The organism is Ruegeria sp. CE8, assembly GCF_056537465.1.
This window is the reverse complement of sequence record NZ_JBQFRP010000007.1, coordinates 173,175-188,297: the sequence shown is the minus strand read 5'-3', so window position 1 is coordinate 188,297 and position 15,123 is coordinate 173,175. Positions and strand designations below refer to the sequence as shown.

Below are 15,123 nucleotides of genomic sequence, written 5' to 3'. Positions count from 1 at the left end.
TCCCAGTAGTTCCCCCGGAGGTCTTGAACCTCTGGGGATTTTTTTGAAAGGTTCAGGCTATGAGCACACCATTGCAAGGTTTGAAAGTGATTGAGCTGGCGCGGATTCTGGCCGGGCCATGGATCGGACAGACGTTGGCCGATCTGGGGGGCGAAGTGCTCAAGGTCGAAAGTCCGGACGGAGATGACACCCGCAAATGGGGACCGCCGTTCATTGAGCGTGATGGTGACAAAACTGCTGCCTATTTTCATTCAGCAAACCGGGGAAAAGACAGCATTGCGCTGGATTTCCGGGAAGAGGGCGACAGGGATCAGTTGCTAAAACTGATCCGGGATGCGGATGTTCTGATCGAAAACTTCAAAGTCGGCGGACTGAAAAAATTTGGTCTGGACTATGACAGCGTCAAGCAGATCAACCCTCGGCTGGTTTATGCTTCGGTCACCGGGTTCGGGCAGGACGGGCCCTATGCCCATCGGGCCGGTTATGATTTTCTGATACAAGGCATGAGCGGCATTATGGACCTGACCGGCGACCCAGAGGGAGAGCCGCAAAAGATCGGTGTCGCATTTGCCGATATCTTTACTGGCCTTTATGGGGTGATCGGTATTCAGGCTGCACTGGCTGAACGGGAACGCTCTGGCCTTGGCCAGCATGTGGATCTGAGCCTGCTGGATTGCATGACCGGTGTTCTGGCCAATCAGGCGATGAACTATCTTGCCTCGGGCCAGTGTCCGACGCGTTTGGGGAATGCGCATCCCAACATCGTACCGTATCAGGTGTTTCCGGTGGCGGATGGTCACATCATCATTGCCTGTGGAAATGACCGGCAATTTGCAAGTCTTTGCGGAATACTTGACTTGCCGGAATTGATTGATGACGCACGTTTCTTGTCGAATGCGGACCGGGTCGCAAACCGCACCGTTCTGGCCGAAGCTCTGACGCAAGCCTGCCTCGGATGGCCAAAAACCGATCTGTTATCGGCCCTTGAAAAACATGGTGTGCCAGGTGGTCCTATCAATTCCGTGCAAGAGGCGTTGAATGATCCGCAGATCCAACATCGCGGGATGCAGATCACCCCTGAGGGTGTGCCTGGTTTGCGCACGCCAATCCGGTTCTCGCGGTCTGAATTGCAACTGGAAAAAGCCTCGGCCAAACGACCAGTCAGATCATGAGATCTTGCGCAGAATCCGGATCAGATTGCGCTGCTCGGCTGCGGTCAGCGGCTTGAGGGTTTCGTTGGTGATCTTCTGGCCGATGTCCTTCATTCGCGCGACCAAGGCCTCGCCTTCAGGGGACAGGGAAATCAGTGTTCGCCGCTTGTCGTCCGGGTCAGGCTCGATGATCGTCAGCCCTTTCTGACGCAGCCGGTCGACGACTCCCTTGATCGTTGCCACGTCCATCGCCGCCAGCCGCCCCAGCCGGTTTTGTGAGCATTTACCCAGTTCGGCGATGCGGATCAGCGCTGCAAACTGTGTAGGCGTTAATCCTTCCAACGTATGCGACTGGAAAATCGACGCGTGGCGTTGGTTGGCCAGTCGCAACAAATAGCCAACCTGCTCGTCCAGCGCGTAGTTTTCAATGGATTCCGTCATGACGGTCCCTGCCTGATTCAATTGTTTGTGCTATAATAAACAAAGCCACGACCCTCACAAGATTAACATATTACACCGCAAGGTAGGTGTTTGAAATTTCTGGATTTTCATCGAGGTCTTTGAAGCTGCCCTCGAACCGCATTTCCCCCTTTTCGATGATGTAGGCGCGATCCGAGACGATCCGCGCGAAATGCAGATTCTGTTCGCTGATCAGAACCGACAGCCCTTCGCGTTTCAGTTCGGCGATGACACGGGCCATTTGTTCGACGATGACGGGCGCGATCCCTTCTGACGGCTCGTCCAGCAGGACAAGTTTTGGATTACCCATCAGAGTGCGAGCGATGGTCAGCATTTGTTGCTCCCCGCCGGACAACTGCTTACCCAGGTTTTTGCGGCGTTCTGCAAGGTTTGGAAATAGTTCGAACAAGTGCTCCTGCGTCCACTCGGGGGCATCGGGGCGTGGTGCCCTGCGACCCACTTCGAGGTTTTCCTCGATCGTCAGATCTCCAAAAATCCGGCGGTCTTCGGGAACATAGCCCACGCCGGCACGGCAGATGGCGTGGGGCGTACTGCCCTGAATGTCATGGTCCCCATACCTAATGCCGCCATCAATGTGACGCACCAATCCCATGATGGATTTCATGGTGGTCGACTTGCCTGCACCATTCCGGCCCATCAGCGCGACCACCTCGTTTTCGCCGACGCTTAGCGAAACACCATTGAGGATCTGCGCGCGGCCATACCAAGCCCCAAGGTTCGTAACATCAAGCATGGACGCTCTCCGCTTCAAAGACGGTCCCCCCGCCGAGATACACCTCTTGCACCAGCGGGTTGGTGCGGATTTCCGACCCGGTGCCTTCGGCGATCAACTCCCCCCGGTTCAGGACCAGAATGCGGTGGGCATGGGCAAAGACAACATCCATGTCATGTTCGGTGAATACCACGCTGACGCCCCCCTTGGCCACGATCTCAGCGGTCAGGGCCATAAGGGAAAGGCGCTCGGACGGGGCCATGCCCGCCGTTGGTTCATCCATCAGCAACAAGGCAGGTTCATGGGCGAGTGCAATCGCCAGCTCCAGCCGCTTGAGGTCGCCATAGGCAAGTTCGGAACAGGCTCGCCCCGCTTGATCCTGCATTGATACCAGCTCCAGCAACGCCATCGCCTCGTCCACGTACAAGCGCGTCGCACGCGAGAACAGATCGAACACCCTCCGGTGGTGCGAGATCAGCGCCATCTGCACGTTCTCGACAACGGTCATCGACAGAAATGTCGCCGTAATCTGGAACGTTCTGCCCACGCCCATCCGCCAGATCTTGCGCGGAGGGTGGCCGATCAGCGCCTGTCCGCGTAGGGACACTGATCCCGTATTTGGTTTAAGATAGCCGTTCAACATGTTAAAACAGGTTGTTTTTCCTGCACCGTTCGGGCCGATCAGGGCGAGGAATTCGCCTTCTTTGAGGTCGAAGTTGACATCCTTTACCGCTTGTACGCCGCCGAAGGACTTGGACAGGTTGCGGACTTCGAGAACATTGGTCATGCCCGACCTCCTTTCAGCCCGCGCATCAGGCGTTGGACACCGCCCGCGATGCCGTCAGGCGCCAGCAGAACAACGACCAGAATAATCGCGCCAAAGATAAAGCGCCAATAGTCCAGCCGCGTAACCCAATCTTCGATCAGCACAAATGCGCCTGCACCAAAGATCGGCCCTGCCAGCGCATGAATGCCGCCCAGCAGGACCATGATCAGGCCATCGATGCTGAGTGCGATGCCTAGGCTGTCGGGGAAGACGCTGCCTTTGGAAAAGGCAAAGACGACGCCGGCGAGGCCAGCGAAACCGCCCGCCAGCACAAAGCCCATCCACTGGTGGAACCGGGTATCGACCCCGATGGCTTCGGCTCGGGTCTGGCTGTCGCGAATGCCGCGCAGGGTGTAGCCAAAGGGCGAGAACGCAACACGTCGCAGAGCACAGATACCACCAATACACAGGACGAAAGCGATGTAGAAATACACCTTGTCCGCGCTCGCCCATTTCGCGGGCCAGACGCCAAGGATGCCATCGTCCCCGCCTGCAAACTCCTGCCACTGGAAGGTGACGCCCCACAAAATCTGAGCAGCAGCCAGTGTCAGCATGGCGAGGTAGACGCCTGACAGGCGCACGCAGAACCAGCCAAAGAACAGGGCCGCAAAAACTGCGCAGATCGGTCCGAAGATCATGGCCGGGATCATTCCCAGACCAAGAAACTTAACGGCCATTGCAGCCCCATACGCCCCGACACCGAAGTAAGCGGCATGCCCGAAACTGACCATGCCCCCAATTCCCATCATGAAATGCAGCGACACGGCAAACAAGGTGGCCACCATCACATCCACCATGAGGACGGTGGTGAAATCCGCAGTGAACACCGGGCTCAGCGCCAATACGCCGAGTGCAGCCACCAATACCATCGTGGATTTCTGATCCATAAGCTTTAGCGGCTGGTCCGGCTCTTCCGGTGCACCCTTTTCGCTGCCGGGTTTGCCGAACAGGCCATGAGGGCGGAAGATCAGGACAATGGCCATGATGACAAACGGCAAGACGATCGATATCTGCGGGAAAATAAGGATGGCAAATGCGTTCAGGACCGAGATCAGAACCGCGGCTGCAAACGCGCCGGAGACGCTTCCCATGCCGCCGATTACCACCACGACGAACGCCTCGCCGATGATTGACAGGTCCATTTGCAGAGACACAGCCTCACGCGGTATTTGCAGCGCTCCGCCCAGGCCGGCCAGGAAAGATCCCAATACAAAGGCGGCCGAAAACAGCCAGGCTTGATTGACGCCAAGTGCTCCGACCATTTCACGATCTTGCGTGGCTGCGCGCACCAGAACACCCCAGCGGGTTTTGTGAAACAGAAGCCATATAGCCAACAAGACGACCGGGCCGATCGCGATCAGGGCGAGGTCATATTCAGGGATCGGTTCGCCCATGATCCGGACTGCACTATTCAGGCCCGGTGCCCGGGGGCCCAATAGATCTTCGGCACCCCAGATTGCCAATGTCGCATCCTGAAAGATCAGGACGACGCCGAAAGTGGCAACCAGTTGGAACAGCTCGGGCGCGTGATAGATGCGCCGAAGGATGGTCAATTCGATCAACAGGCCGATCAGCCCGACGATCATGGCGGCCAGAATGACGCTGACCCAAAAGCCCAGAATACTGCCGCTCCAGAGCGTGACCAGCGTGTAGGCGAGGTAAGCGCCCACCATATAGAATGAACCGTGCGCAAAATTCACGATCCGCGTGACGCCGAAGATGATCGAAAGCCCGGACGCTATCAGAAACAGCGAGGAAGCGTTCGCCAATCCAGTCAATAGCTGTGCAAAATAGAACCCCATCGGGCCACCGTCCCTTGTTTGTGTTCTTATTGTGGGGCGGGGCAGGTATTGCCCCGCCAGAACCGGTTTATTCTGCCGGACGCAAGGCCGCTGCTTCATCTTCGCTGGGAAGGTAATCCGCCCCGTCTGCATAGGCCCAGTCGACCATGGACGGTTTTCCGTCAACCATGCCGGTCTTGCCGACATAAGCCCCCATTGTGGACTGGTGGTCAGCGGCGCGGAAGGTGAAGGGGCCGGTCGGGCTGTTCTCGACGGACAAGCCCTCCATTGCCGCCAGCAGAGCGTCGGTATCCGTGGAACCCGCCTTTTCCAGCGCTGCGGCAATGGCCAAGATCGAGTTGTAGCCGACGATCGAACCTGTTTTGGGCGCTTCGCCGAACTTCTCGATATAGGCATCCGCAAACGCTTTGTGGTCGTCCGTTTCGATGTCGGTCGAGGGATAACCGGTGACGATCCAACCCTCGGGCGCTTCAGCTCCCAGAGGGTCAAGATACTCGGGCTCGCCCGTCAGCAGCGAGGCTACGTCTCGATCTTCGAATAGGAAGCGCAGGGAACCTTCACGGACGAATTTCGCGAGGTCGCCACCAAAGGTGACGTTGTAGATTGCATCAGGCTTCGCGGCCTCAAGCGCGCGAACGGTGGAACCAGCGTCAATCTTGAAGACCGGCGGCCACTGTTCCTCGACAAATTCCACGTCGGGACGCAGTTTAGTCAGTTCCGCCTTGAACGCCTTCACCGCATCCTGCCCGTAGGCATAGTTCGGCGCGACCGTAGCCCATTTCACAGCGTCCAGCTTGGCTGCCTGTTCGGCCAGCATGGCAGCCTGCATATGGGTCGAGGGGCGCAGGCGATAAGTGTACTTATTGCCCTTCGACCAGACGATGGCGTCGGACAGAGGCTCGGAGGCGAGGAACAGGACCTTCTTCTGCTTGGCGAAATCGGAAACCGCCAGACCGATATTGGAAAGGAACGTGCCAAAGATCAGAACGGCCCCGTCCTTCGAGACCAGCTCTTCGGCGATGCGGATCGCCGTCGCCGGGTCGCCGGTATCGTCGCGGCTGATCACCTCAAGCTGTTTGCCGTTGATCCCGCCTGCGGCGTTGATCTGTTCGACTGCCAACTGCCAGCCTTTTTTGTAAGGCTCGGTAAATGCGGGCAGGCGGGTGTAACTGTTCACCTCACCCAACACGATCGTGTCCTGAGCCAGGCTGGACCCGGCCGTCAAACCGGCCAGGGGCAACGCGGCAAGCGCGCCCAGTACCGTGCGTCTGATCAGATTCATGTCAACTTCCTCCCAATGATCATTGTTCACGGCCAGTTATCCTGGCTTCTTAATGTATTGTCAGCCCTTTACAGTGCAGTTGCAGCATTTAGCGCAACCCGTCTTTGCCTTCTGCCTCCGCGCTTGTCAGCCCACCCACGCGCGGCAGTGGTCGACCGCTGTCTGTGACCGCCACGGCCACCATGATTTCATTTGCGCGGGGCGCGTCGTTCAATTGCACTTCAATCCCGTCGAAATGGCTGCGGACATAGGCCGCGTCCTTGTGCCCCAAGGGCACGTCGAGCACTTGTCCGGGGCTGCCCATCTTTTTCGATGAGGGCACCAGCGCGGCTCCTTTCTCTACCTCTTTGCGCAGCGGCGCGCCCAGTTTTGGGTGCAGAATTGCTGCCGCATGTTCCAGCTCGCCATTCTCTCCGACCATGGCTGATTTGCCATAACTTTCAGCCTGTTCTGGCGTGATGTTAAGCGCTTCGACACAGCGGCGGCCCAGCAGGGCCCCCAGCTCTGCACCGGTGTCCATCAACGGTGTCAGGTCCTCAACATATTGACCGGCAAAGGGGTTTTCGATCACTGCAACCGCTACGGCCTTACGCGTCGCGGGCGAGATCTGACGACCTGCCTCGATATGTGTTTCCTCGACATTGACTGCGATCTTGCGGATCTTTGTCATCTTAACCCGTCCTCTCCTTTGATATCCCAGGCCTCAAGCCCGCCCGAGCGTGAATGCACGCGTGGACCGGTTGTCATGACCAGTGCAAAAGCCAGTTCGCTTGCGCGGGGGGCGTCGTTGCAGCCGACCTCCATGCTGTCGAAATGGCTGCGCACGTATGAGGCGTTGATATGTGTAATTGGGACGTCCAGCCGTGCCCCGACGCCGCCGACTTTCTTGGACGATGGCACAATGGCGTTGGCCGTGCCCAGCAGCTGCCGCATCGCATAACCGCCGGGGGCATGCCACAGCGCGCCGTGCTCCAGCTCTCCGCCTTCGCCGACCAATGAGCCCTTACCGTAACCCTCGACGTTTTCCGGACCGCCCAGCATGTCGATCAGAGTCTGCGCCAATTCCAGTCCGAGCGGTTTGAGATCTTCCATGAAGCCCTGAATCTCAGGTTCATACCGGCCTGCAAACGGGTTGGCGATCACAGCCAGGGCCGCCACCCTTACCAGCGGCGTGTCGGACAGAGGTCCTCCTTCATGGTAGATTTCTTCAAGCGAAAACAGTTTTTTACGCAGTTGAACTTCAGGCATATTCAGGAACCTTTTGAGTGGAGGATGTCACCAACCGGGATGCTCCGGTTTGGCAGGATTGGTGGCCAAGCGACAGGTGGGCGGCGGTGATCAATCCCCGCGCTTGCATGTGTTTGGCAGTGTTTAGGCCGCGCAACAGGGCATTTTGGGTGTCTTTCGGCGAGAGTTGGTCCACGGAAACTGGAATGAGCATTTCACCCAAGTCGCTGTCGTCGCTCAATTGATTGGCGGGCGTGCGACGAATTGCGGGATGTCCTGGGAGGTCCACTGCGTTGGCTATCAGCGTCGCCGCCACATCCGCCATCGCGGCATTTTGTGCCAGCACCGTTACGCTGTCAGCAATGCCCAGGCTCAGGCTGCGTCCGCCGCGACCAGATGTGGCAATGCCTCCGATGCCGTCCGCTGCACTGATGGCAATGCGGCCCAGATCGCGCCCGTCGAGCCCGCTCATGGCGATGCGAAAAGTCTGATCGTGTCCCAAATACAGGGCGATATCGCCGCCGTTGTTGACCGAGGCGCGATCCAAAGGTGTGGCCCGTTGTATAGTGGTCAGGATTTCGTCGGCGACGGCTCCGGCAACGGCTGCCATAGGGGTGACGAACACGTCTGAGTGGGGACGTGCCGCCGCATCCATGCGCAGGGCTACCAACCCTTGAGGTCGCGGTCCATTTTGGGTCATTGGTGTCTTCAACAGCGTAAGTTCATCCACCAAGCCCTGCAGGATGGTCTGGAACCGAGTTCGCGCAGCTTCAAAAGCAATGTCCCGCGCGCCCTCTGCCTCGACTATAAGGTCGATCGGGCCGTGTTGCAGGTGCAATCTGCGACCACAGGGTAATATGGCGGACACGGGCTGCATCTACGGTTAAGCTCCTTTCGCCCAGCGGTAATTGGTCGATGACATCGGATCAGGCTGGTTTTCGAACTGGTCCACCTTGCGGGTTTCATCCGAGACGACTTCCGAGACCGGCTTGATTTCGTTCATGTGCCCGCCCAACGTGCTGTAGTCACTGACGCGCATCGTGAACTCGATGGGGGCGACCAGCGCCGGGGTGGGAACGTATCCGAACGACCCGGTGGGCATGTCCATGACATCCACCATCACGGTGATGCCGCCGCCCGGCCAGACATACGCTTCAGCCCCGCCACAGGACACAAAGGTCAGCGAGTCCTTGACGGATTTCGTTAGCCGCACTGGGTTTTCCGTGACACCGGCCCGCAGGCTGCCGCCCGCGCCGCCCATGAACAGAACCGAGCAAACCGACGGTTCGCAATTCTCGGCGATCAATTCAGCAGAGGCTTTGAGTGCGGGTGGAACCACGGCCGAGTGCGGTTTCAGGTCCGCGTCCAACTCGAAATAGCCATATTGTTCACCGGTGGTGGAAACCATGAGAAGACTCATGCCTTCACGGGCGAATTTCGGGTTGAAATCGCCAAGGATTTTCAAAGGGTCTTCAATGTCGGTGCCGCCCCAACCGGTGCCGGGTTCAGCCACTTGAAAATAGCGGCCCGGTGTTGATCGCCGCCCATTAATTTTGATCCCCGTAGGTTTGACATCCAGCATTTTGCCAGCCTGGTGCTCGGACAATACGCCGGTGATGTGGTCATCGACGACCACGACGTCGTCCACATGATCGACCCATTGCTTGGCGAACATGCCAATGGTGGCCGAGCCGCAGCCCACGCGCATCAGCTTTTCCTCGACCCCGTTGATGATGGGGGCCTTGCCCGCTTGCACGACGACAGTTGTCTCATGCCCTTCGTCACCAATCACCATCTCTACGGCTTCGCGATTGCACAGGCGCAGCAAGGCGTCACAGGTGATACGGCCTTCTTTCTTGGTGCCGCCGGTCAGGTGTTCCACCCCACCCAGAGACAACATTTTCGAGCCATATTCCGAAGTCATCACATGCCCGACCGGTTCCCCATCCACACGAACAACGTCGCGCTCATGGCCGATATGGCGGTCCGTGTCGATCTTCACTTTGACACCGCAATACGAGAAAATCCCCTCGGTCACGACGGTGACCATATCAACGCCCTTCACGTCCTGACTGACGATAAACGGCGCTGGTTTGTAATCGGGATAGGTGGTGCCCGCGCCAACGGCGGTCACAAAGGGCCTCTTGCCCTGCACGATGTCGCCGTCCCAGTCTTCGGGGTCTTTGCCATCTTTCAGGAATGGAACAAGACGCGTGTCTTCCGCGCTTTCGATGATGGTAAGCGCATCCAGTCGGACCAGATCACCGCCGAGGTTGGCATAGCGGTCGCAAGCCCCGGCCTTGCCATCTGCGATGTAACACATCACCGGGCAGGCGTCGCAGCGGATTTTCTCCGGTGTCGTGCGCTCAGTTGCCATCTGTAAGTTCCTTGATTGCTGCGCGCAGTTTTGCGGGCGTGGCCGGACCCTGGGTCAGCCGAACGCCACAGGCGCGTTTGATTGCGTTGAAAAGGGCCGGTGCGGTCGGGATCAGAACGTGCTCACCCAAACCTTTGGCACCATAGGGGCCGTGGGCATCCTCTTCTTCGATGATGAGGGTTTCGATCGGAGGGATGTCACCGATGGTCGGGATCAGGTAGTCGTGCAGGTTCTCAGTGCGCCCCGGAAGGTATTCCTCCATTAGCGCCATACCCAAGCCTTGGGCAATCCCGCCCTGAACCTGACCTTCGACCAGCATCGGATTGATCGCCTTACCGACGTCATGTGCCGCCACGAATTTGATGGGCTTCACCGTCCCAAGCTTCATATCCACTTCGACCACCGCCAGATGCGCGGCATAGCCGAACTGAGCGTAGGGGACCCCCTGACCGTTTTTGTCCAGCGGTTTTGTGGGCGGATCATAGGTTTCCTCGGCGCGCAGGACGTAACCTTCGGCATCGGGTGCCAGAGCGGTCAGGTCGATGGAGTGCTTCTGACCTTTGTCGTCCACACCTATTGTGCCTGCGTTCAGCGAAATCACCGCCTCGGGACCGGCATTGACGCGCGACAGGATCTGTGCGCGCAGTGCCTCGCCCGAAAGACGCGCGGCACTGCCTGAGACATAGGTTTGGCGCGAAGCCGAGGTTTTGCCCGCGTCGGGTGTAACATCCGTGTCAGCACCAATCAGTTCAATCTGCGACACCGGAACGCCGACCGCCGTAGCAAAAATCTGAGTGATGACCGTGTTTGCGCCTTGGCCGATATCCATTGCCCCTTGGTGAAGGACCAAAGTGCCGTCCGACCGAACGCCGGATTTGATGGTCGAGGGGTTCGGCAACGAGGTGTTGCCGCACCCATACCACCCGGCCGCCAACCCGACACCGCGCTTGAGCGTGTCGTTTTCCGCGTTGAATGCCGTGGCCGCCGCGTTTTCGCTGGCCCATGATGGGCGCAGCGCCTCAAGGCAGGCGCGAATTCCAACGCCCTGATCGAAGACCTGCCCGCAGACTGTCGGCACACCGTTATCCAGCGCATTGTGGATGCGGAAATCGAGCGGATCGATGCCAAGCTTGTCCGCAAGCTCATCAAACAGGCTTTCCTGAGCGATGGCCGACTGAGGAACCCCGAAGCCGCGGAAAGCTCCGGACGGCGGGCAATGCGTGTGGATGCCTTTGGCTTCCGCTCGGTAGTCGGTGATTTTGTACGGACCCGAGGCATGAACCGGCACTCGGTTGGCCACGGTCGGACCCCAGCTGGCGTAAGCGCCCGTATTGAATAGTCCATCGAAGGTCATACCGCTGATCCGACCGTCCCTGGCCGCGCCGATCCTGACCCGCAGATCAGAGGGGTGGCGTTTTGTGGTGGATTGCATCGACTCGGTCCGCGAATAGGTCAACCGCACCGGCTTGCCGGTTCTGAGCGCTGCGAGCGCCAGATAGGGTTGTACTGAGATATCCAGTTTGGAGCCGAAACCGCCGCCAACACCGGTTGGTACAATCCGGATCTGATCACGGGGCATGCCCAGAATGATCTCAAGTGCATCCAGATCCATCACCGGTGCCTGCGTGCAGGCATGTACCTCAACCCGGCCATTTACGATTTCAGCGAAACCGGCTTCGGGTTCGATGTATCCATGTTCGACAAAACCGGAACGAAAACGACCTTCGACAACGACATCCGCGTCGGCCAGCGCCCCTTCAGGGTCGCCGCATTTTACAAACCCTCCGCACATGACATTTTCATCGCGATCCTGATGCAGTTGCGCCGCCTCGGGTGTCATGGCTTCGAGGGATTCCAGTACGGCGGGCCGTTCCTCCCAGGTTACAGGGAAACTGGAGGGATCGAAGGTCGCGAGAACCTCGGGCGATCCGACAATTGCGGCCACCGCCTCGCCGCGGAATCGGGCTTCGGTTTCAGCAAACACGGGTTGGTCCGCGAAATCGGGGATAACGCCGAACACGTTTCGGCCGGGAATGTCGGCGGCCGTCAGAACCAGTTCAATTCCCGGGGTGGCGCTGACCCACGCCTTTAGATTGCCAAAAGTGAACCCTGCCCGATGATACGGTGAGCGGATCACGAGAATTTCCAGCGTGCCAGCCGGAGCCACGTCATCACCGAACAGTTCGGCACCCGTAACCTTGTCCGGCCCGTCAACGCGTCGGATGGCATCGCCCGCATGCCCGGTTATCGTACCGTGTTGATGAACTGTGCCAGCGGCGACGACAGCGTCGATGATCTTGCGATAGCCGGTGCAGCGACACAGAACGCCGCCAAGGGCATCCTGAACCTGTTCGGTGTTTGGTTCTGGTGTCTCACGCAGCAACGCAACCGCTGCGGTCATCATGCCGGGCGTGCAGATGCCACACTGCGCTGCCCCGTGGTTCTGAAAACTTTCTGCCAGACGGGCCGCGATCTGATCTGCTTGTGTCAGTCCGGCAACCGTCTCTACCACCCGTCCGGCAACCTGCTGCGCGGGCACTAGGCATGCGCAGACCGGATCGCCGTCAACGAGCACCGTGCAGGCCCCACAATCGCCCGCATTGCAGCCGATCTTGACGTCCCGGGCCGCCAACCGCTCTCGTAGCATTTCAGACAGGCGTTCGCCTACGCGCGGCGCGGCGCTGGCCGGGGTTCCGTTCAGAGTGAATTCGGTTGTGACTTCGTCTGCGCGCTTATCCATGGCTTTGGCCCGCCTCCCTTATTGCGCGGACGCATTGCTCCGCCACGGCATCCAAGCGGTATCCGGCGTCTCCGCGGACGTCATCGATCGGGCTGAGCGGCGCCAGGTGATCTGGCGAAATTTCGACGGCGTCAGGGGATTTGCCGATCAGGTCAGCTTCGAGATTTTCCAGCCGCTGCGCTACGGCCGATGCAGCACCCACCGCGATCCGTGCGTAGTTGATCCGGCGGTTTTCATCGAGACCGATGACTGCCGATGTCATTGTGATCGAGATGACCAGGTACCGCCGCGCGCCGAGTTTTTCGAAATGCCCGACGGCCCCGCTGGGAGGATGGGGTAGATAGACGGCTGTTACGATCTCGTCGCTGGTCCGTGCTGTCTGACGCACACCCGTGATGAACTCTGACAGCGGCACTTCTCTAAGGCCGTGGGTTGACCCAAGTTCAACGCTGGCTTCCAATGTAAGAAGCGGGGGTACCCCATCAGCTGCGGGCGACGCGTTGCACAGGTTTCCTGCAATCGTGCCGCTGTTTTGGATTTGCAGGCTGCCGACTTCCCGTGCCGCCATTTGCAGCCCCCGAAACGCAGCTGGCAGGTCGGCCCGGACGATATCGGTCCAGTTTGTCGCGGCTCCGATTTTCCAGCGGTTTTTCGTAAGGGTGACACCTGAAAGACCAGCGATCCGAGTCACGTCCAATATGTCAGTGTGCAGTTCATGACGCTGCCGAGACGGAAAGAAATCAGTTCCGCCAGCGACAACCGTCAGGTCTTGGGTGGCCAACAATTTAAACGCGTCGTCGAGCGTGCAGGGTGAGAGATACCGCAAAGTGTCTGTCCTGATGAGAATTTTCTCGTTAGTACACTAATGATATTACGTGATGAAAAAAAATGTCAACGATTTGTTTGTGCGGTTTTTGAGTGATGGTTGTGGTGGATTCAGTCTGTGGCTTGAATGCTGTTCAGTTTGTTTTTTCTTTTTGTTTTCAGAGGCAAAATAGGATTTGGCGACTGCGACCTCATAGGAATGAGTTAATTTTCAGCGCTTTTTCGAAACCAGCCCCCGACGGATCAGAAGTTTTAAAATTCATCAGTAATTCGTTGACACACTAACAAGTAGAAATGAATATAGTGATCGATCACTCACCTATGTGTGGATCTTTGGACAGGCTGAAACCTACCGCCTGCTGTCAACAGGGAGGAAGAAATGAATAAGTTCAATTTGATGATGGCGACCGCACTTGCCGCTGGTTTGACTGCGGGCGCCGCAGCAGCACAGGAGAAAGTGCGAATCGCATTCATCGATCCGCTGTCTGGGCCGTTTGCCACAACTGGAACGCAGGGCTTGGCGATCTATCGTCACAGCGTCAAAGAACTGGTTAACGAACCCGGCGCGCTTCTGGATGGGCAGGCAGAGTTTGAGATGGTGCCCTTCGACAACAAGATCAGTGCAAAGGAATCGCTGATTCAGCTGCAAGTCGCCATGGATCAGGGGATCCGCATCATTGCGCAAGGCGCGTCGTCCGGTGTTGCCAATGCGTTGACCGAGGCCGTTGCCAAACACAATCGCCGCAACCCGGATGACCCGGTCATCTTCCTCAATCACTCGGCCGTTGATCCGGCGTTGACCAATGACAAGTGCCAGTTCTGGCATTTCCGCTTCGACGCCAATGCCGATATCAAGATGGACGCGCTGACCGATGACATTTCGGCCAACCCGGATATCAAGAAGGTCTATGTAATTGGCCAGGACTATTCCTTTGGTAAGGCCGTCGCCGCGGCTGCGCAGCGTTTCCTCAAGGAAAAGCGCCCGGATATCGAAATCGTGGGGAATGAGCTGCACCCGATCGGCAAGGTAAAGGATTTCACGCCCTACGCGCGCAAGATCGTCGGCTCTGGCGCGGATGCCGTGATCACCGGCAACTGGGGCGGAGACATGGTCGGTCTGGGCAAGGCGGTCATGGGGGCCGGCTTTAACAAGCCGATCTACACCTACTACGGCGCGACCTCGGGCATCACGGCGGCCTTCGGTGAAGAAGGCGACGGCATCGTCAAGCTGGTCGGTGCCGGGCAAGTGAACCCGCCAGCAACGCCCGAAGCGCAGGAGTTTGTCGCTGCATTCTACGAGAGCTTCCCTGATCTGGACTTTGGGCAGCCGCAAATGGCCAATGTCGCGCCAATGTTGGCAGCTGCGATCAACGAGGTTGGCAACGCCACTGACATCAAGGCCATTGCCTACGCTCTTGAGGGGATGGAGTACGACAGTATCGTCACCGGCAAGACCGTGATGCGTGAAAGCGATCACCAAACTATCCAGACCGTGACAGTGCAGGGCCAGACGCCAGAGGCCGCGTTCGAATATGACAAATCTGGCCGTGGTATGGTTGCAGAGACGGTTGTTGAATTGGCGTCCAATGACTCGGCCACCACTTGCGAGATGAAGCGCCCATAAACCCCTAACCACTCTGGTGGTCCGCCTGAAATCCGGGCGGGCCAGCAGGCTACCACTCAATCAATGCAGGGAGACAA

General features: G+C 58.3%; 13 protein-coding genes. 2 read left to right on the top strand and 11 right to left on the bottom strand.

The window, feature by feature from the left end; translation table 11 throughout:
* Positions 1–59 precede the first annotated feature (59 nt).
* A complete protein-coding gene (locus tag ACR0AA_RS13615; protein ID WP_480756234.1) occupies positions 60–1,172 on the top strand; it encodes a CaiB/BaiF CoA transferase family protein in 1,113 nt (370 codons plus the stop codon).
* Here the strand turns inward: ACR0AA_RS13615 and ACR0AA_RS13610 are convergent.
* The 11 genes from ACR0AA_RS13610 to ACR0AA_RS13560 all read right to left on the bottom strand — a co-directional run bounded on the left by ACR0AA_RS13610 (position 1,167) and on the right by ACR0AA_RS13560 (position 13,423).
* A complete protein-coding gene (locus tag ACR0AA_RS13610) occupies positions 1,167–1,592 on the bottom strand; it encodes a MarR family winged helix-turn-helix transcriptional regulator (RefSeq protein WP_480664608.1) in 426 nt (141 codons plus the stop codon). The two genes, ACR0AA_RS13615 and ACR0AA_RS13610, sit on opposite strands and share 6 nt — an antisense overlap.
* 70 nt (positions 1,593–1,662) lie before the next feature.
* Entirely contained in the window at positions 1,663–2,364 is a 702-nt protein-coding gene (locus tag ACR0AA_RS13605; protein WP_480664607.1) for an ABC transporter ATP-binding protein, read from the bottom strand.
* Positions 2,357–3,130: an ABC transporter ATP-binding protein gene (locus ACR0AA_RS13600; RefSeq protein WP_480664606.1), complete on the bottom strand. Its 774-nt coding sequence runs from the start codon at positions 3,128–3,130 to the stop codon at positions 2,357–2,359. Before ACR0AA_RS13600 ends, ACR0AA_RS13605 begins: the two co-directional genes overlap by 8 nt.
* The gene (locus ACR0AA_RS13595; protein ID WP_480756233.1) at positions 3,127–4,971 is read right to left on the bottom strand and encodes an ABC transporter permease; all 1,845 of its coding nucleotides are present in this window, start codon (positions 4,969–4,971) and stop codon (positions 3,127–3,129) included. Before ACR0AA_RS13595 ends, ACR0AA_RS13600 begins: the two co-directional genes overlap by 4 nt.
* Before the next feature lie 67 nt (positions 4,972–5,038).
* On the bottom strand, positions 5,039–6,253 hold the full coding sequence (locus ACR0AA_RS13590; RefSeq protein WP_480664604.1) for an ABC transporter substrate-binding protein: 1,215 nt from the start codon (positions 6,251–6,253) through the stop codon (positions 5,039–5,041).
* 88 nt (positions 6,254–6,341) lie between these two features.
* The gene (locus ACR0AA_RS13585) at positions 6,342–6,923 is read right to left on the bottom strand and encodes an amino acid synthesis family protein (RefSeq protein ID WP_480664603.1); all 582 of its coding nucleotides are present in this window, start codon (positions 6,921–6,923) and stop codon (positions 6,342–6,344) included.
* On the bottom strand, positions 6,920–7,501 hold the full coding sequence (locus tag ACR0AA_RS13580) for an amino acid synthesis family protein (RefSeq protein WP_480664602.1): 582 nt from the start codon (positions 7,499–7,501) through the stop codon (positions 6,920–6,922). The genes ACR0AA_RS13585 and ACR0AA_RS13580 overlap by 4 nt, the downstream gene beginning before the upstream one ends.
* On the bottom strand, positions 7,494–8,357 hold the full coding sequence (locus tag ACR0AA_RS13575; protein WP_480664601.1) for a UPF0280 family protein: 864 nt from the start codon (positions 8,355–8,357) through the stop codon (positions 7,494–7,496). Before ACR0AA_RS13575 ends, ACR0AA_RS13580 begins: the two co-directional genes overlap by 8 nt.
* Positions 8,358–8,363: 6 nt before the next feature.
* Entirely contained in the window at positions 8,364–9,857 is a 1,494-nt protein-coding gene (locus tag ACR0AA_RS13570) for a 6-hydroxynicotinate reductase (RefSeq protein WP_480664600.1), read from the bottom strand.
* The gene (locus ACR0AA_RS13565; protein WP_480756232.1) at positions 9,847–12,597 is read right to left on the bottom strand and encodes a molybdopterin-dependent oxidoreductase; all 2,751 of its coding nucleotides are present in this window, start codon (positions 12,595–12,597) and stop codon (positions 9,847–9,849) included. The genes ACR0AA_RS13570 and ACR0AA_RS13565 overlap by 11 nt, the downstream gene beginning before the upstream one ends.
* Entirely contained in the window at positions 12,590–13,423 is an 834-nt protein-coding gene (locus tag ACR0AA_RS13560; protein ID WP_480664598.1) for an FAD binding domain-containing protein, read from the bottom strand. Before ACR0AA_RS13560 ends, ACR0AA_RS13565 begins: the two co-directional genes overlap by 8 nt.
* A 378-nt stretch (positions 13,424–13,801) precedes the next feature.
* Between ACR0AA_RS13560 and ACR0AA_RS13555 the strand changes: the two genes are divergently transcribed.
* A complete protein-coding gene (locus ACR0AA_RS13555; protein ID WP_480756231.1) occupies positions 13,802–15,046 on the top strand; it encodes a branched-chain amino acid ABC transporter substrate-binding protein in 1,245 nt (414 codons plus the stop codon).
* Positions 15,047–15,123: the final 77 nt, after the last annotated feature.